This is a genomic window from Caballeronia sp. LZ001 (assembly GCF_031450875.1).
Taxonomy (GTDB): Bacteria; Pseudomonadota; Gammaproteobacteria; order Burkholderiales; family Burkholderiaceae; genus Caballeronia.
The window spans coordinates 4,760,536-4,783,177 of record NZ_JARTVX010000004.1; the positions used below are offsets into that span (position 1 = coordinate 4,760,536).

21 protein-coding genes are annotated in these 22,642 nt (G+C 58.9%); 12 read left to right on the plus strand and 9 right to left on the minus strand.

Features of this window, described 5'->3' with window-relative positions:
• Nucleotides 1–262 precede the first annotated feature (262 nt).
• The 3 genes from P9292_RS33275 to P9292_RS33285 form a co-directional block, all read right to left on the minus strand.
• The gene (locus P9292_RS33275; protein ID WP_309963320.1) at nucleotides 263–817 is read right to left on the minus strand and encodes a cupin domain-containing protein; all 555 of its coding nucleotides are present in this window, start codon (nucleotides 815–817) and stop codon (nucleotides 263–265) included.
• A 211-nt stretch (nucleotides 818–1,028) separates the two neighbouring features.
• Complete coding sequence (locus tag P9292_RS33280) at nucleotides 1,029–1,346, minus strand: 2Fe-2S iron-sulfur cluster-binding protein (RefSeq protein ID WP_309963322.1); 318 nt, start codon at nucleotides 1,344–1,346, stop codon at nucleotides 1,029–1,031.
• On the minus strand, nucleotides 1,343–2,611 hold the full coding sequence (locus P9292_RS33285) for an FAD-dependent oxidoreductase (RefSeq protein WP_309963324.1): 1,269 nt from the start codon (nucleotides 2,609–2,611) through the stop codon (nucleotides 1,343–1,345). The genes P9292_RS33280 and P9292_RS33285 overlap by 4 nt, the downstream gene beginning before the upstream one ends.
• Before the next feature lie 596 nt (nucleotides 2,612–3,207).
• Here P9292_RS33285 and P9292_RS43330 point away from each other — a divergent pair.
• A complete protein-coding gene (locus tag P9292_RS43330) occupies nucleotides 3,208–3,555 on the plus strand; it encodes a transposase (protein WP_409015438.1) in 348 nt (115 codons plus the stop codon).
• Nucleotides 3,556–3,707: 152 nt separating this feature from the next.
• Nucleotides 3,708–4,931 carry an MFS transporter gene (locus tag P9292_RS33295; RefSeq protein ID WP_309963326.1) on the plus strand — a complete coding sequence of 408 codons (1,224 nt, stop codon included), beginning with the start codon at nucleotides 3,708–3,710 and terminating at the stop codon, nucleotides 4,929–4,931.
• A 916-nt stretch (nucleotides 4,932–5,847) separates the two neighbouring features.
• Here P9292_RS33295 and P9292_RS33300 read toward each other — a convergent pair.
• The 3 genes from P9292_RS33300 to P9292_RS33310 are packed head-to-tail and all read right to left on the minus strand — an operon-like array spanning nucleotide 5,848 to nucleotide 8,980.
• Nucleotides 5,848–6,651 carry an enoyl-CoA hydratase-related protein gene (locus P9292_RS33300; protein ID WP_309963328.1) on the minus strand — a complete coding sequence of 268 codons (804 nt, stop codon included), beginning with the start codon at nucleotides 6,649–6,651 and terminating at the stop codon, nucleotides 5,848–5,850.
• Nucleotide 6,652: 1 nt separating this feature from the next.
• Nucleotides 6,653–7,792, minus strand: a complete 1,140-nt coding sequence (locus tag P9292_RS33305) for an acyl-CoA dehydrogenase family protein (RefSeq protein WP_309963330.1) — start codon at nucleotides 7,790–7,792, stop codon at nucleotides 6,653–6,655.
• A gap of 36 nt (nucleotides 7,793–7,828) precedes the next feature.
• Nucleotides 7,829–8,980 (minus strand): acyl-CoA dehydrogenase family protein, encoded by a 1,152-nt coding sequence (locus tag P9292_RS33310; protein ID WP_309963332.1) that lies wholly within the window; start codon nucleotides 8,978–8,980, stop codon nucleotides 7,829–7,831.
• A 233-nt stretch (nucleotides 8,981–9,213) separates the two neighbouring features.
• Between P9292_RS33310 and P9292_RS33315 the strand changes: the two genes are divergently transcribed.
• The 3 genes from P9292_RS33315 to P9292_RS33325 all read left to right on the plus strand — a co-directional run bounded on the left by P9292_RS33315 (nucleotide 9,214) and on the right by P9292_RS33325 (nucleotide 13,143).
• Nucleotides 9,214–11,295 (plus strand): acetate--CoA ligase family protein, encoded by a 2,082-nt coding sequence (locus P9292_RS33315; protein ID WP_309963334.1) that lies wholly within the window; start codon nucleotides 9,214–9,216, stop codon nucleotides 11,293–11,295.
• A 175-nt stretch (nucleotides 11,296–11,470) separates the two neighbouring features.
• Complete coding sequence (locus tag P9292_RS33320) at nucleotides 11,471–12,283, plus strand: IclR family transcriptional regulator (protein WP_309963336.1); 813 nt, start codon at nucleotides 11,471–11,473, stop codon at nucleotides 12,281–12,283.
• A 59-nt stretch (nucleotides 12,284–12,342) separates the two neighbouring features.
• Nucleotides 12,343–13,143 (plus strand): crotonase/enoyl-CoA hydratase family protein, encoded by an 801-nt coding sequence (locus P9292_RS33325; RefSeq protein ID WP_309963338.1) that lies wholly within the window; start codon nucleotides 12,343–12,345, stop codon nucleotides 13,141–13,143.
• 259 nt (nucleotides 13,144–13,402) lie between these two features.
• Here P9292_RS33325 and P9292_RS33330 read toward each other — a convergent pair whose 3' ends face one another.
• From P9292_RS33330 to P9292_RS33340, 3 genes are read right to left on the minus strand one after another with little or no spacing between them, the layout of a single operon-like run.
• Nucleotides 13,403–14,185 (minus strand): enoyl-CoA hydratase/isomerase family protein, encoded by a 783-nt coding sequence (locus tag P9292_RS33330; protein ID WP_309963340.1) that lies wholly within the window; start codon nucleotides 14,183–14,185, stop codon nucleotides 13,403–13,405.
• A gap of 32 nt (nucleotides 14,186–14,217) precedes the next feature.
• Nucleotides 14,218–15,084 (minus strand): MaoC/PaaZ C-terminal domain-containing protein, encoded by an 867-nt coding sequence (locus P9292_RS33335; RefSeq protein ID WP_309963342.1) that lies wholly within the window; start codon nucleotides 15,082–15,084, stop codon nucleotides 14,218–14,220.
• A gap of 11 nt (nucleotides 15,085–15,095) precedes the next feature.
• Complete coding sequence (locus P9292_RS33340) at nucleotides 15,096–16,244, minus strand: CaiB/BaiF CoA-transferase family protein (RefSeq protein WP_309963344.1); 1,149 nt, start codon at nucleotides 16,242–16,244, stop codon at nucleotides 15,096–15,098.
• A 192-nt stretch (nucleotides 16,245–16,436) separates the two neighbouring features.
• Between P9292_RS33340 and P9292_RS33345 the strand changes: the two genes are divergently transcribed.
• From P9292_RS33345 to P9292_RS33375, 7 genes are all read left to right on the plus strand, one after another.
• The gene (locus P9292_RS33345) at nucleotides 16,437–17,600 is read left to right on the plus strand and encodes an acyl-CoA dehydrogenase family protein (RefSeq protein WP_309963347.1); all 1,164 of its coding nucleotides are present in this window, start codon (nucleotides 16,437–16,439) and stop codon (nucleotides 17,598–17,600) included.
• Between the two features lie 33 nt (nucleotides 17,601–17,633).
• On the plus strand, nucleotides 17,634–18,113 hold the full coding sequence (locus tag P9292_RS33350) for a MaoC/PaaZ C-terminal domain-containing protein (protein ID WP_309963350.1): 480 nt from the start codon (nucleotides 17,634–17,636) through the stop codon (nucleotides 18,111–18,113).
• The gene (locus tag P9292_RS33355; RefSeq protein ID WP_309963352.1) at nucleotides 18,110–19,339 is read left to right on the plus strand and encodes a CoA transferase; all 1,230 of its coding nucleotides are present in this window, start codon (nucleotides 18,110–18,112) and stop codon (nucleotides 19,337–19,339) included. Before P9292_RS33350 ends, P9292_RS33355 begins: the two co-directional genes overlap by 4 nt.
• 156 nt (nucleotides 19,340–19,495) lie before the next feature.
• Nucleotides 19,496–20,263: a glucose 1-dehydrogenase gene (locus P9292_RS33360; protein ID WP_309963356.1), complete on the plus strand. Its 768-nt coding sequence runs from the start codon at nucleotides 19,496–19,498 to the stop codon at nucleotides 20,261–20,263.
• Nucleotides 20,264–20,272: 9 nt separating this feature from the next.
• Nucleotides 20,273–21,055 carry an enoyl-CoA hydratase-related protein gene (locus P9292_RS33365; protein ID WP_028226342.1) on the plus strand — a complete coding sequence of 261 codons (783 nt, stop codon included), beginning with the start codon at nucleotides 20,273–20,275 and terminating at the stop codon, nucleotides 21,053–21,055.
• Between the two features lie 8 nt (nucleotides 21,056–21,063).
• On the plus strand, nucleotides 21,064–21,840 hold the full coding sequence (locus tag P9292_RS33370) for an enoyl-CoA hydratase (RefSeq protein WP_309963360.1): 777 nt from the start codon (nucleotides 21,064–21,066) through the stop codon (nucleotides 21,838–21,840).
• Between the two features lie 42 nt (nucleotides 21,841–21,882).
• On the plus strand, nucleotides 21,883–22,632 hold the full coding sequence (locus P9292_RS33375) for an electron transfer flavoprotein subunit beta/FixA family protein (protein ID WP_309963361.1): 750 nt from the start codon (nucleotides 21,883–21,885) through the stop codon (nucleotides 22,630–22,632).
• Nucleotides 22,633–22,642 lie beyond the last annotated feature (10 nt).

Sequence of the window (22,642 nt, forward strand, 5' to 3'; positions counted from 1 at the left end):
CCCTTCCGTGTGACGTCCGGGTGCATGGCCAAGAAACGGACGTTGGCAATGATACTGACAGTCCGATCCGTTGATCCAGATAACGACGTGCCGAAGGACTGCACCTTTCGTCACGCGTGAGTCCGTCACCTTTCGAGTGCAGGCGGTGCGTCTCCTTTTTCGATCATCGATATGTCTCCGTCTCCTCGTCTCCGTCGGCTGCCTCCTTCCGATAGTTGCGAATTTCTAAAGATCGAAAGTCTGGCGACTTCCATTCGGGTCGTCAGACTTTTGGTTCACGCATCGGAGGGCGCTGATCCTTCCAACTTTCACGATTCTCTGTACATGCGGCCACCATGCGCTCCCAGGCACGTTCCGGCGCATCACGGATCACGATGTCGAACGCATTCGCACCGCGAAACTCCAGCAGTTCGACGCCTTGTGGTCCCACCTGATACGTATAGGCGGTCGCGGCTGGAAGGAAGAAGCCGTCGCCTGACGTCAGCACATTCTTGCCCAGGTGAATTTCGCCGGAGATAATGTAGTAAAGGCAGTCCGTGTCGTGGGTGTGCACCGGAAGCGGAAAGTTTCCCTTGAACCACACGTAGACGAGCGTGAAGCCGTTGGGGTCCGGCGATCTGTACAGGCACTTCAGTACGTTGCCATCGTCAAGGCCGGCCGCCCTCATTCTCTGAATTCCCGCTAGCCCATTGGGAGGACTGTGATGGACCATTATTCCCGTCTCGTGAACCAACGGCGCTTCTTTCTCCCGGAAAATGGTGATGCCGCGACGTGTGCGTTCAGTCGACTTGCTTTCGGTGGTGTCGGGACTGCTCATGTCTATCTCCTGATTGGGGGTTACGCAACTTCTTCTTGCGTATGGCGCTGCATGATCACTGCACGTGGGGCTTATCAGAGGCTCTGGTTCGGCATCTCGTGATTTCTCGGGATCCGGGCGTCGCGGTGGATTCGACGATCGCGTTCCTAGTGCACGGGCGACAGCGGACGTCTGCTTCGACCTTGTCTCTCTCTTTCCTTGTTCTGGATACCTACGGTCTGTCCGGCAACCAAAGGACCAGCCCATCGAGTGCGTCGCTTGTGGTCAACTGACAAGTGAGGCGAGAATTTTCTCTGGCCTCTTCGGCAAACTCAAGCATGGCTTTTTCGGCTTCTCCGGGCGCATCAAGCTTGTCCTTCCATTCGGGGTCTACGTACACATGGCAGGTTGCGCAGGCGCAGACGCCGCCACACTCCGCGTCAATTCCGGGTACGTTGCTGCTCACTGCGGCTTCCATTACCGACGCACCGTTTGCCGCTTTAACGAGAAATTCCATGCCACCGTGGGACTTGAAGATGATCGTTGTCATTTGTTCGGCGTTGATACAGAAATGAGGTTTTTGAGAGACACGCCAGAATCTGCCAGTGCTATGGGGTCCACGGGGCAGGAAGCCTTGATCATTTGCTTGGCCGCCATGAATTCCGATGCGCTATTAATTGCCTCCACCGCAACAACGCGGGAGTCGCGCAGATGGAAAAAGGCTGCACGACCGCCGTGCGTGTCTCCGCGCACTATTGTCGTGTCGGACTCCGCAACGATTCCGGCGATCTGCAGCTTCAGGTCGTACTGGTCGGACCAGAACCAGGGTACTTCCGGTTCGGCCGGTGGTTTACCCATCAGCGAGTGAACCACTTGACGCGCTTGTTCCGTGGCGCTTTGAATGCTTTCGAGTCTCATCTGAAGACCCCCGTACAGGTTGACCGGACGACAGGTCACGTCACCCACGGCATAGATGTTGGAAACTGAGGTGTGTGCCTGGCTGTCGACCACGATTCCACGGTTGTTGCAAACTATCCCGACTGAACGGGCGAGCTTGTCGTTTGGAATGGCTCCGATTCCTACCAACACAGCGTCGCACGCCACATGTTGGCCGCTGCGCAACGATATGCCACATACAGTGCCCAACGACCCCGTATCGACGTGCTCGATTTCGCTGTTGAGGAGTACGTGGACGCCATGCTGGTGGTGTACGTTGAGAAAGTAGGCAGATAGTTGCTCGCTCGCGACACGGGGTAGCAGCCGGGACTCTCGCTCGACGAGCGTGACCTGTGTGCCCATCGCCCGCGCAGAGGCCGCGACTTCCAGCCCGACGTAACCGCCGCCCACTATGACGATGTGCTGGTTCGGGCCGATTGCGGTCTTCAATGTATCGGCATCGGCCATTGTCCTGAGTTCGAAGACATTCGCCGCGGATGCACAACCGCTTGGCAGTCGCCGCGGAGTGACGCCCATGGCTAGCACCAGAGCGTCGTATCGGACGAGTTCGGCGCCGAGCGCGACCGAGTTGCGCTCCGGATATAGCCGTGTAACGCACGTTGAAGGGCGAAAGTCGATGCGCTGGGCGTCGAAGAAGGAAGCTGGCTTGATGAGTATGGCAGCCGGTTCAGCGTTGCCCTTCAAATATGCCTTCGAGAGCGGCGGTCGTTGCACCGGTAGGCCAGCCTCCGCGTCGACTACTGTAATCCTGCCCGTATGGCCGTATTGACGTAACAGCGATGCGACACTTACGCCAGCATGTCCCGCTCCCACTATGAGCACATGGCGATCGGCTCCGGACGCCAGATTCAAACTCATCTATGTCTCCTCCCTGATACGGTCTACTGCTCTGCTACAGACGTTGACTTTTCACGACCAGAACCGCCCCGGCTAGCTTTGCTGTCCGTCGGCAAGCCGGCCAGCGCAAGACCCGCCCATAGTGCGCGTTTGGCCGGTCGCGTCGAGCGCATACCGAGGTTCGATTTTTAGAATGATGTTCGTATACTGACTCGAAATCCGAGGTTGTCAATACGGATTGTCATTGGAAAAAGGCAATAGTGTTCGTCGACCCGTCTCTACGACAGACTTTGCGCAAGCCAGACTCAGTTGGGTCGCTTGAGTCGCATGGACACGATCGTGTACCAGGCGGGATCTTCGTGCGTACCTCCTGGCGCTGTTAATTTTTTGCGTATTTCCCTTTTGAAGCTGAACGCGGTTCATGTTCAGCAGCGGAATGATGCCTTCAGCGGGCGTACTGGCTGGCTGCTAATTGCTGGAGCTCTCCGTCGCTTGCGGCTGCACATTGACCGTTGGGTATTCTGAGCCCGTTGTCGGGCCGCAGCCCACGCCGTGATTCTTCCGCCGCGCGGATACTGCCGCGCCGCCGCACGTCTTGGTTTGGTCTGAAGCCACGGGTGACAGCTGTCGGCCATGGCGCTCGAATAAATAACCGCAATCGGTGTTGGAAAAGCAATGTCCGGAAGGCCGATGACGACTGCCTGCGGGAATTGCTCTGGACGTATGACCGGCGCGATCTACAGGAGGCGCTGCCAGATCTCACGGCGTGGATTATCAAGTGGCAGGGCAAATATCCGAAGCTCGTGGATTGGGTGGAAGACAACCTTGCCGAGACGCTGACGTGCTATCGCTGCGCAGTAGGTGATCGTTGCCGGCAATGCACGCTGGCGCCAGACTCTGGGAAGGAAGAACGTCCCGGATGCCGCATCAAACGCGTGCGTATATATGAATGTCGTTCTTTGTAACCATCCGGCTGGATGTCTGTCAATTGGTGTTGTCCGGCGTTGACTCCTCGATCTTCCGTGTCAAATATGCAATATATACTCAAGCAAGACAATTAAGTGAATGGCGTTGTTATATGTGAAGTGAGAAACTTAATATTTCGAGGCAACAGGATATGGCTACAATCGACCGACAGGATGTGGTCCTCTCGCTCAGTCCGTATCGATGGGTAGTCCTGGCGCTTGCATGGGTCGCGATGTTCATGACGTACCTGTGCAGGCTCGCATGGGCCAACGTTGCGTCTGTTGCCAGCGAGGCGTTTCATTTGCCAATTGCGGCGCTGGGAGGATTCGTTACTGCGTTTTTTGTTGGCTACGTTTTGGCAAATGCAATCAACGGTTTCGCAGCGGACCGGTTCGGGGTACGTTTCATCCTGCCTGGGGCGGTGTTCTCACTTGGGGTGTTGACGTACATGTTCGGTGCAGTCAAGTCTGTACCATCGGGTATGGTTATCCAGTGTCTGATGGGACTTGCGGCGGGAATCGATTTTTCCACTGCCATCAAGATAGTTTCGGCATGGTTTCCACCCGAGAACCGTGGTCGTGCCGTTGGTATCGTGAGTACGGGCTCGCCGACCGGTATCGTAGTGGCTAACATGTTGTTTCCCGAGATGCTTTTGCACCTTGAGTGGGATAGCCTTTATCGGGTGGTGGGAGGAGCGACAGTCATTTTTTCGCTGGTCTGTCTTCTTCTCGTTCGCGATGCGCCAAGTAAGCTGGTGGCGACGGATGCCGGATGTGGGGCTCAAGCTTTCATTGCATTTCTCAGAGATCGCAATTTCTGGATCGTATCGCTAGCGGGATTTGGTGGGAACTGGGCACTCGTCGGATTTCTGTTTTGGACTAACGCTTTGTTGCACAAGCAGCTTGGCTTCACGCTTGTTCAAGCGGGAACGGTAGCAGCGGTTTATGGAGTTGCGGCAATCGCTGGTCCACCGGTGGTCGGAACATGCTCGGATTGGCTTGGTCGTCCCCGAAAATGGTTAGCTGGCGGCGTGTTTCTTGTGATGACCCTAGGTCTGGCGGTGTTTGGTGGGCTTGCGGCGTTGCCCCCGATGTGGGTGGTGGCCGCAATACTTGGTTTCACCTCGTTCGGGTGGATTGCACTCATCGTGACCATCATGACTGAACTTGTTGGTGTCGAATTCGCTGCGAGTGCCGTTGGCCTGAGTACCGCTATTACGCAGATTTCAGCGGTAATCATGCCAGTGGCTGTTGGGATTGTTTTCCACGAGACGTCGTCATTTTTCTTGTCATTCATATCGCTCGCGGCTGGACCGCTATTGTCAAGTGCTTTAATCCTGACTGTCCGGGAAGGGCCAATTCAAAGGTTCCGATAAGGCACACTTATCGGAGAAAAACGAGTAAGTCACTCTATGAACGTTTAGTGCAATTTGCGCTATATCGCGATGCGTATTATTTCGTTCCCGTGTGCTTTTCCACCCGCGCTTATAGCAGCGGGCCGGTCTGACATGGAATGCGGACAGGGCGATGATGTGATATGCCTGCTGATTGTGCAATCCCGAACCTCGCATCGACGGGGGCAGGGAAGGCGGGCAGTAGACATGAAAAGGCGGAATATTGTAAAACCGGACTGCGTGATCCATTGCTCGGCTTGGACGGTAGCAATTTCGGCGCGACCATCGACGAAAGAGCAGTCATCGAAGGTGGTGAGCCGGGCGCCTCGCCCGCATCTGCATAGACGTGACGGACATCAATGCCGAGTATGAGCAGCTGAAGGCTGCCAGCGTCGAATTCGTTGTCCACCCCAGTCGCTTCGATCTGTCATAGCAACCTGCGGCCGCGACCCGGACGGGACCGATCTCAAGCTACAGGAGAGCATTAGTGCGAAACAGCCGGGTTCGCCCTTTCCTGCCCGATGTTCCTGAGGCGGCGGAGCAGCTTCATTGCGTGCGCCGCGCATCGGATTTGCCGAAAAGGGCGAGTCAACGATATGTCGGGATGCAAGGCGGGTTACGTAAGCCAGCGGAAATTCTCGTGCGGGATGCCGGGGGATTGCCAGCAGCGTCGCTTGAAAGCGGGAGCACGCGCGCGCGACGTCGCGAGCATGGGAATTGCGCCTTATCAATGACGGCCGACCAGATACTGAGAACCGACTAACCGTCTGATTGACGATGGCTTTTGCGCCGGCCGGATATCAGGAAGCGCGGAATACTGACACCGTGAAGAGGTGGTCCGCCCCATTGTCCGCAAGACTTGTGGTTCCTCATGCTCTATGACCCGCGGTGCTGCGCATTACTTGCCGTGATAAATACCAGGACGCTTTTCCCTCAATGCGGATAAGGCTTCGGCGTGGTCTTCGCTGTTTCGCACGATTGTCATGTGCGACGACACCAGATCCAGACTGGCTTTCAGCTCGAGGCGGCCGCTTTCATATACGGTCCGCTTGATCAGTTGTACCGCCAACGGTGGTGCGGAGGCCACACGCCGCGCGAAGCTCATGGTTTGATCCAGCAGCTCATCGTCAGGACAAACCTTGTTGACGAGTCCTAGGCGCAGCGCTTCGGGGGCTTCGATACTTTCCGCGCTCCAGAACAGCTCCAACGCCTTGGCGGTGCCAACGAGGCGCGGCAAAAACCATGCGCCACCGGCACCAGGTACGAGGCCGATGCGTGCATATGTCTCAGCCATCTTCGCACTCTCGGCGGCAAATCTGACGTCACACATCAGCGCGAGATCCATCCCTGCACCAACTGCCAGGCCGTTCACCGCGGCAATGACAGGCTTGGCCATCCGCTCAAGCTGGAGGGGAATCCTCTGTACGCCGTCGGTTAATCGCCGCTTGATTGCCAGCGGAGTATTGGAATCAGACGTGCCCATCTCCTGAGTATCACCGCCGCTGCAGAAAGCACGTCCGGCTCCGGTAATTATCACTGCGCGAATGTTCGGGTCAGATTCGGCGCGTTCGAGTAGTGCGGCCCAGAGTTGCACCATAGGCGTAGTGAACGCGTTCAGTCGATCCGGGCGATTAAGTGTCAGCAGCGCGACCTGCTCATGCTCGGTGTAAAGAATGGTGGGTGATTCGCTGTCTGTGCTCATGTTATGCCGCCTGCAGGGATTTTCCGATGATGCTGCGCAGGATTTCGCGTGTACCGCCGTAGATGGAAAAGGAGGAAGATGCCAGCATTACATAGCGGAACACGCCTTGGAACTCGTCGTCGTCGATCTCCTCCATCGGAAGTGCCTGCCGGACAGTGTCCGGAATTGACTGCTCGAATACAGAGCCCAGATCTTTGACGATCGAAGCGATGGTTCCCACCTCACGATTAGCCTGCAGCGCGCTCGCGACCGAAAACGACATGCGACGCAAGGTGGCAAGCTGACTAACAAGTGATCCGATTGCCGCTGCAACTTCGTGACTGGGCTGCTCACCAGCGACTCGCAGGAACTCGCGGAGCAGGACCTGCGCGGTCAGAAACCGTTCCGGTCCGCTTCGTTCGAATGACAGCTCGCTCATTACCTGTTTCCAGCCTTCGCCTTCCGTTCCGAGCAGGCAGTCGTCTGGAAGGAAGCAGTCGGTGAAAACAACTTCATTGAAGTGCAGTTCGCCAGCCATGTTACGGATAGGTCGAATCTCGATGCCTGGCCGACTCAGATCCACGAGAAACTGGCTCATACCTGCATGTCGATCATCGCCGGCGGGGCGAGTACGAGCCAGCATGATCATGTAGTGCTTCTGGTGCGCGCCCGAAGTCCAGATCTTGGTCCCGTTCACGGTCCACCCGCCGGGTGTCGGGGTAGCGCGAGTTCGAATATTTGCGAGATCCGACCCAGCGTCGGGCTCGCTCATTCCGATGCAGAAGAACGCCTCTCCGCGCGCGACTTTGGGCAGGATGGATTCTTTCTGCTGCTCGGTTCCGTATCGCAGCAGAAGATGTCCACTTTGTCGGTCGCCGGTCCAGTGTGCGTTCACAGGCGCGCCTGCGGCCACCATTTCTTCGAGTACCACGTAGCGCTCAAGCATGGTGCGGTCCTGGCCACCGTATTTTTTCGGCCACGTCATACCGATCCAGCCACGCTCCCCGACTTTCCGGCTGAACTCGGCATCGAAACCGTGCCACGAATGCGCACGCATGGGCATTGGGATACCGGACAGATTTTTTTTCAGGAATTCACGAACCTCCTCGCGCAGGGAGTCGAGTTTTGCAGAACGAGGTGGAAGCTCGAAGGAATAAGTCATGCGAAATCCTCAGGAGATCATTTTGTAGTTTTCAAGTCAGAGCCTGGCGATCCGCGTGACGTAGCTCCAAAGGGCATCAGCGCCGGCGGCGATGATATGGCGTCCAAGCAACGCGGCCCAGTGACGTTCGTTGCCGCATTCATCTCTCCAGGCCCATAGTCGCCGGGTGTAATGATGCAACTGATGCTCGTAGGTAAAGCCCATGGCGCCATGTACCTGGTGTGCGAGCCGGGCGGCAATTCCGACGGCCTCTCCGGTCCGCGTCTTCGAGGCGGCAATAGAATCAGTGAGGTCGCGATCAGGGGAGGCAAGGGCATCCAACGCCAGGTCGGCGGCGACCTTGGCCGCCGCTGCCTGTCCGGCGATGATCGCGAGATTCTGCTGTACGGCCGGCAATCTGTTCAGAGGCTTGCCGAACTGCACTCGCTCCGACGCATACTGGACGGAAAGATCCCGCACGCGTTCGAGCGCTCCCGCCATCTGCTGAGCACGCAGCATGGCACCCAGTACAATTCCAGGCTCCGAGTCCCGGACCGGCAATGCTGTTGCATACCATTGGCGCACATCGGCATGCGTCAGCCGTACCCCCTCGAAGTGCAGGTCACATCGTGGTTCTCCGGCGATGTTGCGGTGGTCTCTCACGCTGTAATTTTCACGGATTACCCGTGCTACATTAATGCCATTCTTTGCGGGCAGGAGCAGCACGACTGCCGCCAGACGATCACCCCAAGGAATGCGCCGAATGGTGCCCCCAAGGCGCCAGTGTTCGCCATCCGCTTCCAACTGTACGCTCTCTGATCCAAGCGGGCCAAAGGCGAGCGGGCCCTCCGGCACACTGAGCCCCGACTGTTGCAGGCACCACGCCGCGACCAAGGTTTCCCCAAGTGGCAGCGGCACGGCGTAGTGCGCCGCAAGGCGAGCGAGCCGCATGGAGTCGGCCAGGCTGAGCCCCGCGCCACCGTCATCTTCAGGCAATACCGCTCTCGAAAATCCAAGCTGATCGAGCTGCTCCCAAAGCGCGACGGGCCACTCACCCGCCTCGGCGCGGTCAAGAAGATCCTTCGTGCAAAGACCGCCGAACGCACGCTCACCAGCTTCCAACAAAAGGCGCGAGACATCATCACTTCCATTCGAGGTATCTGCGAGACCGACGCTTGGGTCCGACGAGTTGCTTTGCTGTGCTTCCATAGTTCGAATATGTGAACAACGTTGGTTTTCTGAAGACCGAGTTCGATACTAGGCGCTGCACCCATCACTGTCAATAGAGTGCGCTCCCGTGGGCACCGGGATGAAGCCCGTTTCGCAGTTGACCTTTTGTTCGGCGCAGAATAGGATTATGAACGAAGTTTGTATTGTCGAACGATGGAACGTAGAGGAGCGAAAGATAAACGATGACGAAGCGAGCGAACCTGGCGGCGCTCTTGAAGCCGCGCTCAATTGCTATCCTGGGAGCCTCTGAGGATTTCAGGAAGCTTAATGGCATACCGCTGAAGGCGCTCCTTGACAAGGGCTACGCCGGGCCGATTTACCCGGTTAACCCGAAGTACAAGGAAATCGCGGGATTGAAGTGCTATCCGACGGTGGAAGCGATTCCTGGAGAGGTAGATCTTGCAGTCATCACCGTTTCGCATACGCGTGTCATTGAGAGCATTCGCGCACTCGGGCGTAAAGGGGTGGGTGCGGCGGTTGTTTTCGCATCGGGGTTTGCGGAGGTGGGCGGGGAAGGTATCGCGCTGCAACGCGAATTGAGCGAAGTGGCGCGGGAGACCGGCGTCCGGGTGTTGGGTCCGAACTGCCTTGGCATGGTGAACGCCTTCGAAAAGGTGATGGCATCGTTCGCAAAGTTCGCGCTGGAGCCAACACCGGGTGGCCCGATTGGTATGGTCACACAGTCGGGTGCGCTTGGCTCTTCCACTATCGGCGTTGGGAAAAAGCGCGGCCTCCATGTAGGTTATCTGGTGACTATCGGAAATGAAGCTGATATTGGCTTCGTGGAGGCGATGAAGGAAGTCATGGCTGATTCCCGGATCCGGGTTTGCGCGGGATTTGTAGAGGGCGTGCGGGACGGTGCCGGCTTTGTCGAACTGACCGAGCAGGCGCAGCAGGAAGGGAAGCCGCTCGTCCTGACCAAGCTGGGCCGCACCGATGCAGGAGCCAGGGCGATCGCATCACATACCGGTTCGTTGGCAGGCTCTGACGCGATATTCGACGGAGTGTCGCGGCAGTACGGGGTGATCCGGGCGCGAAGTGACGAGCAACTTCTCGATTTTGCTAACGCGTTTTCTAACTGTCCGCTGCCCGCCGGAAACAGGGTGGGGATCTTGACGCGTTCAGGAGGGGCGGGCGCTCTTATGGTCGATCGCGCCGCGGAAACGGGGCTGCAGATTTCTTCGCTCACCGGGGAGACCACTGCTGCACTCAAGGCCATCCTTCCGGAATTTGGCTCGTTCGCCAACCCGGTCGATGTCACAGCTGTCGGCATGTTCAGTCCGGGGCTCATATGCGACGCCTTTGAACTTGTGCTGAACGATCCGAACATTGATATCGGGATCGCGTGGATGGGATCGACGCGGGACGTCGATTTTATGGTCAAGGCATTTGCAGACCTTCGGGCGCGCGTCCAAAAGCCGTTCGTGCTCGCATGGGTAGGCGCGGAAGACCACGCGGTAGAGCGCCTTGCGGCCGAGAATGTTGCAGTGCTCCGCGGTCCGGAACCGGCTGTCGATGCGGTGGCCGCACTTGTTAGGTATGCCGAAATGCGTCGTCATTGGCAAGCCGACCAGGCCGCCCGGGAAGTGACCCGCACGGAAGTTGCCCGTCTGTCCCTCCCACTGCCTGCAACTACCGGCGTGGTTGGCACTCAGGCGTCTGCTACATTGCTGGAGTCCGCTGGCGTGTCTGTCGCACCGCTCGCGCTCTCGACCACGGCGGACGAAGCTGCCGTGGCCGCCGAGAAACTCGGGTATCCCGTCGTGCTGAAGATCGAGTCACCGCAAATCCTGCACAAGACGGAGGCCAAGGGCGTTGAACTGAACCTGCGCGACGCAGATGCGGTGCGTGCGGCCTTCGGACGGATCATGGATAACGTTCGCGAATACGACCAGAAAGCGCAAGTTGACGGGGTCATCGTGCAGAAGATGATCTCGCAGCCGGATGCCGTAGAACTTGTCGTCGGCCTAAACCAGGATCCGGTCTTTGGCCCCGTGGTGATGGTTGGCCTTGGCGGCGTCCTGATCGAGGTACTCCGCGACGTGGCGTTCCGCCGTGCGCCCGTGAGCGAGGCCGAAGCGGGACGCATGCTTGACGAACTGCGCGGGGCGGCGGTGCTGGCGGGGGTGCGCGGCAAAAAGCCCGTAGACCGTCAGGCGCTGTGTGGCTTTATTGCGGCGGTATCGCGGTTCGGTGCGGCGGCGGGCGCGCGGCTGGGTGAGCTGGACCTCAATCCCGTGCTAGCGTCACCGGCAGGTTGTGTCGCAGTCGACAATCTGCTTGTGCTGCGATAGTGTGAGTGGGATAACGGGGTAGGGAATGATACATGGCAGCGGGAGCCTTTCGAACAGCGTTCAAAAACCCGCAACAGACGACGGGTTCTGGTATGCTTGGCGGCCGACGCCGGTTTATCCCGGTGCCGCAAGCGACCACTACCCGTAATCTATTCGAACGTCTGAAATCCTCGTTATGGCCAGGACCGCCTCCATTGAAAAAAGCCCCCCCGACGCTGCCGTCACGGAGAACTCGGGGCCGCGGTCGCTGACGCGTCTCCTCGGTATGTTCGATGTCCTTTCCCAGGCGCGCGAGGGCCTATCCCTAGCTGAACTGAGCATTGCCCTTGAGTCACCGAAGAGCAGTCTGCTTAACCTGCTTCGGCCACTAGTCGCGGAAGGCTATCTGTCGCACTCGGGAGGGATGTACCGGCTCGGTCCGTCCATTTTTCGCCTCGCAGCTGGGGTCATGACGGCGTGGAACTTCCCGAAGCAGATCCGGCCGTTCATGGAAGACCTATCACAACGAACTGAAGAGACGATCATGCTGGGCGTGATGGTACCTGAGGCGGAGGTCATCACTTATGTGGAGATACTGGAAAGCCCACATCCAATACGTTACCAGGTGCCGGTCGGCACTTCGCGGCCGCTTTACGCCAGTTCGGCGGGACGGCTGCTGCTGGCGTATGCGGATCGCGATTGGGTCCGGCGATATCTCGCGACAGTGGTCTTCAAACAGAACATGGCTGTGACGTACACCCGCCCCATGCTGACCAGGGAGATCGCAACCATTCGCGGTGAAGGTGTGGCGTCCTCCTTCGATGTGTACATGAAGGGTCTTGCTTCGGTCGCCGCGCCTGTTTTCGATGCAAACGGAAAGTGCATTGCTTCGCTCAACGTTGCGGGTCCCACCGACCGCTTCCGTGCGGAGTTCGACTTCCTGAAGTCGGTAGTGAAGGAAGTGGCATCCAAGGCGTCGGGAATGGTGGGGAGTCTGAGTCTCTTTTAAATAAACCGGGAGAGGTTTTTGTTGCGCGGGGGTGTCCCGGTTCCTGTTTGAGGTGCTTTATGGTGGAATCAGGTCGCGACCCGGCCGGACGTATCGTGGTGGAAGAGAACGGCCACGTCCTCCTTATCGGCGTGGACCGACCGGAGAAACGAAACGGCTTCACCCCGAAGATGTTTCGTGAGCTGGCAACGGCATTTACGCGTCTTGAGTGCGACGATAACTTGCGCGCGGGGCTCGTCCATGCTTTCGGTGATCACTTTTCTGCGGGGCTGGATCTGCCAAGCGTTGCCGAGATGCGCAAGCGCGGCGAGCTCTTGATTCCTCCGGGCGAAGTCGACCCGTTCAATCTTCGCGAGCCTTTTAGAAAGAAGCCTGTGGTGGCAGCATTCAAGGGCATCAGTTTTACACTGGCGGTCGAGTTGATGCTGAGTGTCGATATCGCCATCTGTGCCGAGGATTGCAGGTTTGCGCAACTGGAAGCAATGCGCGGGATCATGCCAGGTTGCGGAGCAACGTTTCGGATGGTGGAGCGCGCTGGGTGGGGTAATGCGATGAAGTTGCTATTGACCGGTACGGAATTCGGTGCAGCAGAAGCATACAGACTGAACTTCGCCCAGGAGGTTGTACCGGCCGGGACTGAATTTGCACGTGCGTTGGAATGGGCTCAGGTGATCTCCGTGCAGGCGCCGCTTGCCGTGCGTGCCATACTCGAGAATGCGCGGATCGCTCAGACGAACGGTTTGACGGCGGCACTTGCCCACGTAGAGTCCACACAGAAGGTGTTGTACAACAGCGCTGACGCGCAGGAAGGGGTGCGAGCGTTTGTCGAGAAGCGGCCGGCGAGGTACACCGGGGCGTGAAGGAAAAGGTTACGTCGCGGCGCCGCCTGATGTGCGACCTGGAAATATTCTTCGAAAATGCAGCGCCAGGCCTGCTGGGCGCGGGGCTCGTCACCGCATGGTACGTACCGCGGCAGCGATAACCATCCTGCGCAACTGTGTCCCTGTGGAATCATCTGTACTAGCGGCTATATTGTCCGCTCCCCGCGTCACCTTATTTTTCGCCGCCGCGCAGTCTGCTAAAGGAGAGGAGCCTGCTGACTGCATCGGCGGGGAGACCTCAGTTACCTTTGAACACCGCTTGTCGCTTCTCAAGGAAGGCTGTGACGGCTTCGCGGTGGTCAGCCGTCGTCATGGCAACGCTCTGGCATTCCATCTCGGTGCGCAACGCGGCGTCAAGCGTGTCGGCGCCCTCCGCCAAGGCCGCTTTCAGCAATGCAGCTGCCAGTGGAGGCAACTGGGCATACTCGCGTGCCACCTCGATCGCCCTTTCCAGGGCGTGGCCTGTTTCACATCGTTCGTTGACCAGCCCGATACGCTCCGCTTGTTCCGCACTCAGGATCCGACCGAGCCCTAGCATTTCCCGCGCTCGCGCGGGGCCAACCCGTCGCTGCACGCTCCAAAGGGCGCCGAGATCGGGCACCAGTCCCATTCGCACGAACGCGGCGCCCAGCTTAGCTCCCTCGGCAGCGATGGCGTAGTCAGCAAGTGCCGCCAAGGACAAGCCGGCGCCCATAGCGCTTCCTTCGACTGCGCTGACGACGGGCTTGGGGCCGCGTGCAATCATGCGAGTCAGGCTGTTTAGTAGATCCCATCGGGTACGGTGCTCAAGAATGCTTCGCTCGCGCATTTCGCTGATGTCGCCGCCGGCACTGAAATGACCGCCCGCTCCAGTTAGCACGATGGCCCTGACCTCAGTGTCGTCGACCGCAGTTCGAACTGCGGCATGAAGCAACTCGCGCACTTGCGCGCCCAGCGCATTTCGCTTTGCTGGATTATTGAGTTCGATGATCGCAATGCGTTCCTGCTTCTGCAGCGTGACGAGCAGTGGACTTGTATTCATGGTGGGCGGCCGTATCGGGGAATACTGTTTTCTCAGGCAAGCTCGATAACACCGTGGCTCAGTACAGTGGTGTTTCGCTCCGGAACCGAAGCGTCGAGTTGAAATGTACCGTCGGTGTGACGCCAGAGCCGGAAGCGGATGGTTTCGCCGGGAAACACAGGGCTACTGAACCGCGCGGCGAGCCGGCGAATGCGTGCGCCATCATATTCACAAAGTACCTGCATTGCGGCGCGCGCAGCCATTCCGTAAGTGCACAGGCCGTGCAGGATCGGGCGCGGGAAGCCGGCCTTGCGTGCCGTCTCCGGGTTGCTGTGCAGCGGATTGAGGTCGCCGGACAGGCGGTAGATGAGGGCAGACTGCTCAAGGGTGGCAAGATCGACCTCTAAATCGGGAGGCGCTGTCGGCGCGGCAGGCAGTGGCGCCGGCGGTTCATCGCTCGTGCCGCCGTGCTGGCTATAACCGCCATCGCCGCGCAGGAATACCGTCTGCCGTACGTTTGCATACAGCACGCCGTCGGTGTCGCGAAGTTCGCGGCTCACCTCCACTACGGCTCCTTTTCCAGCGCCCTTGTCGCAAATCGCTCCGATCTGGCTGCGCGCCCGCAGCGTACCTGCCGCCGGAATGGGCCGATGCATCACGATCTCCTGTTCGCCGTGGACGAGCTTGACGAAGTCGATGCCGGTGCGCGGATCCGTCGCCCAGCGATCCGGCTTAGCCAGGACGGTAGCCATTGACGGGACAGTGCGCAGCTCGCCCTCGACCACATGCCGGAGGTGTCCAGGGTGCACTGGATCGTCACCGAATCCGATGCCGAGCGCATACAGGATCGTGTCGCGCTCAGTGTAACTCTGGGTGACTTCTGGAAATTCATAGTTCTTGACCGCTTCGTAGTTCAGCATGATGGCCTCTTTCAAAGAATCCTAGATAGCCATGCAGAAAGCACGGCTTCGTGGTCCGTATCGACTGGTTGTGGAGGCGTTGGAACGGAACAGGGCGTCGCTGAAAAACGGGGCGCTGCCGCAGGCTGAAGCACCCCAGCAACGTCGACATACGTACCACGCTCGCGCATGTGAGGATGTTCGGTTGCTTCGTGCCAATCAAGCACCGGCGAAACGCAGGCGTCAGTGTTCTCGAACTGTCGACAGAATTCTTCGCGGGTCCTGGTGGCAAATCGAGCGGCGATGCGCTCCCGTGTGGTCTGCCAGTCCTCCGGGCTCTGGCCAATACCGGAGGTTGAATCAAGGCCGAGCCCCAACAGGAGTTGCCCAAAGAACTTCGGCTCTATAGGTCCCACCGCGACCCAGAGTCCGTCGCTGCAGCGATACACATCGTAAAAGGGGGCGCCAGAATCAAGAACATTCGTGCCTCGCTCCTTTTGCCAGAGCCCCGCAGCTACCATTCCGTGAAACATCGTTGACAGATGCGCTGCCCCGTCCACAATGGCGGCATCCACTGTTTGGCCCTGGCCGGTGCGGCGGGCATGCAGAATCGCTGCGAGCAGACCAACAGCGAGGTAGAGGGCTCCGCCTGCGTAATCGCCGACGATGTTCAAGGGCGCAACGGGTGCATCGTTTTCGCGACCTATCGCATTCAGAATGCCCGTCACTGCAAGGTAGTTGATGTCGTGGCCCGCGGCTCTGGAGAGAGGACCGTCCTGGCCCCAACCCGTCATGCGGCCGTAGACCAGCCTGCGATTGCGTGCCACGCAGACCTCCGGGCCTAGTCCGATTTTCTCCATCACTCCGGGACGAAAACCTTCGATCAGCGCGTCTGCATTTTCCACGAGCCGCAATACCTTTTCGACTCCTGCAGGGTCTTTCAGATCAACCGTTATGGCCGGCCTGCCTCTGCGTAGAAGGTCGTACTGTAACGGTCTTTCGATGCCCACGTTCAGTCCACCGGGCCTTTCAATGCGCAATACGTCCGCGCCCAGATCGGCCAGCAGCATCGCGCACATCGGGCCGGGGCCGATACCGGCCATTTCGATGACCCGCACCCCGCGCAGCGGTCCGCCGCGGGTACTGGCCGCGTGATCGTTGGTTTCGTTGATTGCTTTCATTTCCAATCTGAACTCCGTTCGAATAATAAACACGCATTGGCGCCGTAGTCAATCTGCGGGATCCACTCTACCTAAAACGATGGTAGCGTTGAATCCTAGGGAATCAGCCGATACGTGACCGCCCTGATTGCCTTGACCATAAACCGGCCTCTCGTTTATGATTTAGAACATCGTTCACATAAAGATAGCGCCGTGACTTACGAACTCAACGAAGATCAGCGACAGATCCAGGAACTCGTGCGCCGGGTCGCACGCGAAAAGGTGGCGACCCGCGCGGCCCAGATTGACCGCGAGGCGGCTTATCCCCACGACATGTTCGAGTTGCTCAAGGGACTCGGAATGTTCACACTGCCGTTTCCCGAGGAGTACGGCGGAACAGGTAGCCTGCTTTCGGCGTGCATCGCCGTCGAGGAATTCGGTCGTGTTTGCTACAACACCGCCTACCTTCTTGTCGTGCAGTGGGTCCCCTTCGGCGCTATTCTTGCCGGAGGAACTGCGGATCAAAAGCAGCGCTGGTTGCCTGGCCTCGCGCAAGGGGAGTTACGCGGTGCGCTGGCGCTCACGGAGTCGCAGAGCGGCTCCGATGTGTCAGGCATCAAGACGAATGCTCGCAAGGACGGCGACGGATACATCCTGAATGGCTCCAAAATCTGGTGCTCGAATTCTCCGCTTGCCGATTTCATTCTGGTCGCAGCGAAAACGCTCGATCAAACGGGTCAGCCGCTCGGGATCAACCTGTTCATCGTGGAGAAGGGCACTCCGGGGCTGACGATCGGAAAGGAAGAGGACAAGATGGGTGCGCGCGGCGTGCCGTCATGTCCGTTGTTCTTCGATTCGGTCCGTTTGCCGGGGTCGGCTCGCCTTGGCGTCGAAGGCGGGGCGGGATTCAAGGTCGCAATGGAAGCGCTGAACAGCAGCAGGCCGATCATTGCTGCACGAGCCATAGGCATTGCTCAAGGCGCGATCGATCATTCCATCGAGTTTGTTCGCGAGCGCATGGCCTTCGGTCAAATGGTCTCCGATTTCCAAGGCGTGCGGTGGATGCTAGCCGACATGGCTATGAAGACCGAGGCCGCCCGGCAGCTCGTCTACCGAACGGCCGCCATGGCCGACGCCGGGGTGTCCGGCAAAACACTGGCTCCTATGGCGGCGATGGCGAAGTGTCACGCCTCGGATGTCGCCATGCAGGTTGCGACCGACGCTGTCCAACTGTTCGGCGCAGCCGGCATTTCGGCTGAATATCCGATCAATCGCTACTTCCGTGACGCGAAGGTCGTCCAGATTATCGAGGGAACCAACCAGATCCAGCGCAATATCATTGCCGACAGCCTGCTCGGGCGCGTCGCGCGCCGTTAGTAATTCAAACAACAGAAACCACAGGAAGTGACCATGGAAGAGATCGAGACGGTTGGCATCGGCATCCACTGGGAGGACCTGCCCGTCGGACGCAAGTTCCGGACGATCGGCCGAACGGTAACGGAGACCGACATCATCAACTTCGTCAACTGCACTGGCATGGTTGAAGTGCTTTTTACCAACGTCGAGTTTCAGAAGCACGAGTCCAGGATCAAGGGTCGGCTTGCACCTGGAGCGCTTGTCTACACTTTCGCCGAAGGGATTTTGACGCAGTATGTCATGCAGGGCGTAGGGTTTGCGTTCCTGTCGATGGAGCAGGAAGTCAAGGCGCCGGTCTTTGCTGGCGACACAATTCACGTCGAATGTGAAGTGCTTGAGTGTCGCGAGAGCAAGAGCAAGCCCGGCCTGGGCCTGGTGCGCTCGCTTAACAAGATCATCAAGCAGGACGGGACGGTGGTCCAGATCTACAAGCCTGTACGCCTCGTGAAAGGCAAGAACTATAAGGCCGAATGATGAGCGATCGGGAGCTGAACGCGCAGTCGTCCTGCAACGGCCCTCTGCACGGGCTGAAGGTGGTCGATCTCAGTATCAACGTGCTTGGCCCCATTGCGACACAGATCCTGGGGGACATGGGTGCAGACGTGATAAAAATTGAAGCGCCGATAGGAGACCAGAACCGGCGTAATGGACCGAGCCGTAATCCGGCAATGTCCGTCTTCTTCCTTATCATGAATCGCAACAAGCGCAGCATTGTGCTGGACCTGAAACGGCCGGAATGTCTCGAAGCGTTGCTGCGGATCGTCGAAACCGCTGACGTATTCGTTCATAGCATGCGCGACACGGCAGCACAGAGACTCGGAATCGGTTACGAACAGATTCGTGCCCGTAATCCGCGCATCGTGTACGCCAATGCACCAGGCTATAACCCCGCCGGGCCGAAAAGTGACGATCCCGCATTTGACGACGTGATTCAGGGGGCAAGCGGGCTGGCCTCCGTCAACGCCGGTGCGGACGGAGTACCGCGCTATTTTCCGACCGTGATCGCCGACAAGTTCTGCGGCTATGTGCTGGCGTCGTCGATCAGCATGGCGCTGTTGCATCGGGAGCGCACCGGGCAAGGTCAGCACGTCCAGGTTCCCATGCTGGAAACGCTCCTTCAATTTAACCTCTTCGAGCATCTCTGGGAGGGAGCCCTGGGTAGCAAGGACGAGGGTATTGGCTATAGCCGGATGTTCTCGCCTCACCGCAGGCCCTATCCGACGAAGGATGGGTACATCTGCGTACTCGCAGTTAATGATGTGCAGTGGCGCAAGCTCCTTCGGGTCGTTGGGCAGGAGGCGTTGCTCAACGACCCGAAGTTCTCGGACATGACTGTGCGTATGCGCCACATCAACGAACTGTACGGTGTTCTCGCGGATGCCTTGCAGCACGAAACGACGGCGTACTGGGAGGCGCGATTCGTCGAAGCTGACGTGCCGCATGGTCCGGTGAATTCGTTGAAGGACCTGTTGTCCGATCCGTATCTCGAGGAGACGGGTTTCTTCCGGAAATATCAGCATCCCAGCGAAGGCGAGCTCGTGATGACCGCTATTCCGGTTCATTTCTCAGCTTCGCCGGGCACCTATAGGCTGCCTCCGCCCCGGTTAGGAGAGCATACCGAGCAAATCCTGTCCGAGGTCGGTTACGAACCTGAAGAGGCTGCGCGTATCGCGGGGACTGCGACGTCAACGACGAGCTGACTTGCGAATAAGCGCCTGATGAGCAGCCAGACTGGCGTGGAAGGTCGATGGGCTGCTCCCGGAATTGATATGTGCATGCGGTTGTGACCGGGATATCCGTCTAGTGGGGTTCGGGCGAGAGAGGTACCAGGATGGAATCACAGAGGAGAGAGGATCATGCGTGGCTTGAAGGAGAAGGTTGTCATCGTAACGGGCGCGGCGGGTGGCATTGGACGTGCACTGTGCAGGCGGTTCGTGGAAGAGGACGCCCAGGTCGTGGCGCTGGACCTGGATGCGGACCGGCTCACCCGTCTTTCCGAAGAACTCGCGCCGCTTGGTCGGCCGATTCTGCATCTGGTCACTGACATCACGGACCTGTCGGTCGTCGAGGCGTCCGTCGCCAGGGCAGTTGAGCGCTTCGGCAGGATCGATGCATTGGTCAACAACGCCGGCTGGGATGTTGCCAAGCCCTTCCTGGAGACTTCCCCCGAGCTTTGGGACAAGCTTATTGCAATCAACCTGAAGGGACCGCTGAACCTGCATAAGGCGGTGTTACCCCACATGGTCGCGGCCGATGGCGGGTCCGTGGTCAATATCGCGTCCGATGCCGGTCGGGTAGGTTCGTCAGGAGAAGCCGTGTATTCCGCGTGCAAGGGTGGAGTGATCGCGTTCACCAAAACGATGGCACGCGAGTGTGCGCGAAACAATATCCGGCTCAACGTGGTTTGTCCTGGTCCGACCGATACGCCGTTGCTTCAATCTTTCGTCGGCGAGGGAGAGTACGGTCAAAAGGTATACGAGGGCCTCAAGCGCGCCATCCCTCTCAAGCGCCTCGGGCGCCCCGAGGACCTGGAAGGTATCGTCGCCTTCCTCGCGAGCGACGATTCCGTGTTTGCAACCGGACAGGTGATCAGCATCTCCGGTGGCCTGACGATGCATGGCTAAGGAGCCAGTATGACCAGTCAATACTCAGACATTCTGTATGAAGTTACGGGCGGCGTTGCCCGCATCACGATTAATCGTCCGGAGAAATACAACGCCTTCCGGGCGCAGACCTGTGAGGAACTGATCCACGCGCTCAACGAGGCTGGCTGGAACAAGTCGGTCGGGGTTATCGTGCTGACGGGTGCCGGCGAGAAGGCTTTCTGCACTGGCGGAGACCAGTCGTCGCACGACGGCGGCTACGGCGGGAGAGGCGTGATCGGCCTGCCGGTCGAAGAGTTGCAGACGACCATTCGCGATGTACCGAAGCCAGTGGTCGCCCGCGTGAACGGATACGCGATCGGTGGCGGAAACGTTCTTGTCACATGCTGCGACCTGGCAATCGCATCTGAAACCGCCCAGTTCGGCCAGGTCGGGCCGAAGGTGGGATCGGTCGACCCTGGCTTCGGAACCGCCTATCTGGCTCGCATCATCGGTGAAAAGCGTGCGCGCGAGATCTGGTTCCTTTGCCGGCGGTATACGGCTAGGGAGGCGCTTGAATGGGGTCTTGTGAACGCGGTAGTTCCCGCAGCAGAGCTGGACGCCGAAGTGCACCGCTGGTGCGAGGAGATGCTTGCCCTGAGCCCTACGGCTCTTGCCATTGCCAAGCGTTCATTCAACGCTGATTCGGAGTCGATTCGAGGTATCGGCAGTCTGGGTATGCAGACGCTCGCGCTGTTCTACGAGAGCGAGGAGTCGCACGAAGGGGTGCAGGCATTCATGCAGAAGCGCAAGCCCCGCTTCCGTCCGGAGTGAGGCGTGCGATGACTCTGAAGCATCTATTGCTGGAAGCCCGGGGCCCGGTCGTTGTCGTGAGGCTTAACCGGCCCGAGGTTCTGAATGCGCTTTCGCCGGAGTTGACATCTGAGCTCCAGCATGTGCTTGACGAACTCGAGGCCGATGCATCTGTCGGCGCTGTCGTTCTCACCGGGAACGAAAAAGCATTTGCGGCGGGCGCTGATATCGGCGTGATGAAGGACTGGTCCTACGCGGACGTCTATACGTCGGACTTCATCACCACGACGTGGGAGAGGCTGTCTACCTTTCGCAAGCCGGTCATTGCAGCGGTGGCTGGCTATGCCCTGGGAGGCGGCTGCGAACTCGCGATGATGTGCGACTTCATTCTTGCGGCCGACAACGCGAAATTCGGACAGCCGGAAATCACGATTGGCACGATACCAGGAGCGGGCGGCACTCAACGTCTCACGCGCCTGGTGGGAAAGTCGAAGGCCATGGAGATGATTATCTCCGGACGCACAATGGATGCCGCCGAGGCGGAACGCTGCGGCCTCGTTTCGCGGGTCATTCCTGCGGAGAAGTTGCTCGAAGAGGCTGTGGCAACCGCAACGCGAATAACGGCGTTCTCCCGCCCCGTCGTCATGATGGCAAAGGAGGCTGTGGCGCGAGCGTACGAGACAACATTGGCGGAAGGTATCCGCTTTGAGCGCCGGCTGTTCCATTCCACCTTCGGCCTTGAAGACCAGAAAGAGGGCATGGCGGCGTTCATGGAAAAGCGTAAGCCCGTTTTCCGCGGCCGGTAAGGGCGCGGGTACGGTTGACCAGACATTTCTGTTGCATTCGTTATGAAAATCATTGTTCCCGTAAAGCGGGTCGTGGATTACAACGTCAAGGTTCGCGTGAAGTCAGACGGCACGGGCGTTGATCTCGCCAATGTGAAGATGTCGATGAATCCGTTCGACGAAATCGCTACCGAAGAGGCGGTACGCCTGAAGGAAGCGGGCATCGCGACGGAAGTGATCGTCGTTTCCTGCGGTGTCACGCAATCGCAGGAAACGCTGCGCACGGCGCTCGCGATCGGCGCGGACCGCGCCATCCTGATCGAAACGGGCGAAGACCTCCAGCCGCTCGCAGTGGCCAAGCTGCTGAAAGCGCTGATCGACAAGGAGCAGCCGCAGCTCGTAATCCTCGGCAAGCAGGCGATCGACGACGATTCGAACCAGACTGGCCAGATGCTCGCGGCGCTCGCAAATCTGCCGCAGGCAACGTTCGCCTCGAAGGTGACGATTGCGGACGGCAGGGCGACGGTCGCGCGTGAGGTCGACGGCGGTGCGGAAACACTGTCGCTGATGCTGCCGGCGGTGGTGACCACCGATCTGCGTCTGAACGAGCCGCGCTACGTGACGCTGCCGAACATCATGAAGGCGAAGAAGAAGCCGCTTGAAACTATCAAGCCGGAGGACCTCGGTGTAGATGTGACTCCGCGTCTGAAGACGCTTAAGGTTGCGGAGCCGCCGAAGCGCGGCGCCGGCGTGAAGGTGCCGGACGTGAAGACGCTGGTCGAGAAGCTGAAAACCGAAGCCAAGGTGCTGTAAGGAGCGATTG

Coding starts and splice junctions, on each gene's coding strand:
- P9292_RS33275 (WP_309963320.1), bottom strand. CDS start 817: ATGAGCAGTCCCGACACCACCGAAAGCAAGTCGACTGAACGCACACGT.
- P9292_RS33280 (WP_309963322.1), bottom strand. CDS start 1,346: ATGACAACGATCATCTTCAAGTCCCACGGTGGCATGGAATTTCTCGTT.
- P9292_RS33285 (WP_309963324.1), bottom strand. CDS start 2,611: ATGAGTTTGAATCTGGCGTCCGGAGCCGATCGCCATGTGCTCATAGTG.
- P9292_RS33295 (WP_309963326.1), top strand. CDS start 3,708: ATGGCTACAATCGACCGACAGGATGTGGTCCTCTCGCTCAGTCCGTAT.
- P9292_RS33300 (WP_309963328.1), bottom strand. CDS start 6,651: ATGAGCACAGACAGCGAATCACCCACCATTCTTTACACCGAGCATGAG.
- P9292_RS33305 (WP_309963330.1), bottom strand. CDS start 7,792: ATGACTTATTCCTTCGAGCTTCCACCTCGTTCTGCAAAACTCGACTCC.
- P9292_RS33310 (WP_309963332.1), bottom strand. CDS start 8,980: ATGGAAGCACAGCAAAGCAACTCGTCGGACCCAAGCGTCGGTCTCGCA.
- P9292_RS33320 (WP_309963336.1), top strand. CDS start 11,471: ATGGCCAGGACCGCCTCCATTGAAAAAAGCCCCCCCGACGCTGCCGTC.
- P9292_RS33325 (WP_309963338.1), top strand. CDS start 12,343: ATGGTGGAATCAGGTCGCGACCCGGCCGGACGTATCGTGGTGGAAGAG.
- P9292_RS33330 (WP_309963340.1), bottom strand. CDS start 14,185: ATGAATACAAGTCCACTGCTCGTCACGCTGCAGAAGCAGGAACGCATT.
- P9292_RS33335 (WP_309963342.1), bottom strand. CDS start 15,084: ATGCTGAACTACGAAGCGGTCAAGAACTATGAATTTCCAGAAGTCACC.
- P9292_RS33340 (WP_309963344.1), bottom strand. CDS start 16,244: ATGAAAGCAATCAACGAAACCAACGATCACGCGGCCAGTACCCGCGGC.
- P9292_RS33350 (WP_309963350.1), top strand. CDS start 17,634: ATGGAAGAGATCGAGACGGTTGGCATCGGCATCCACTGGGAGGACCTG.
- P9292_RS33355 (WP_309963352.1), top strand. CDS start 18,110: ATGATGAGCGATCGGGAGCTGAACGCGCAGTCGTCCTGCAACGGCCCT.
- P9292_RS33360 (WP_309963356.1), top strand. CDS start 19,496: ATGCGTGGCTTGAAGGAGAAGGTTGTCATCGTAACGGGCGCGGCGGGT.
- P9292_RS33365 (WP_028226342.1), top strand. CDS start 20,273: ATGACCAGTCAATACTCAGACATTCTGTATGAAGTTACGGGCGGCGTT.
- P9292_RS33370 (WP_309963360.1), top strand. CDS start 21,064: ATGACTCTGAAGCATCTATTGCTGGAAGCCCGGGGCCCGGTCGTTGTC.
- P9292_RS33375 (WP_309963361.1), top strand. CDS start 21,883: ATGAAAATCATTGTTCCCGTAAAGCGGGTCGTGGATTACAACGTCAAG.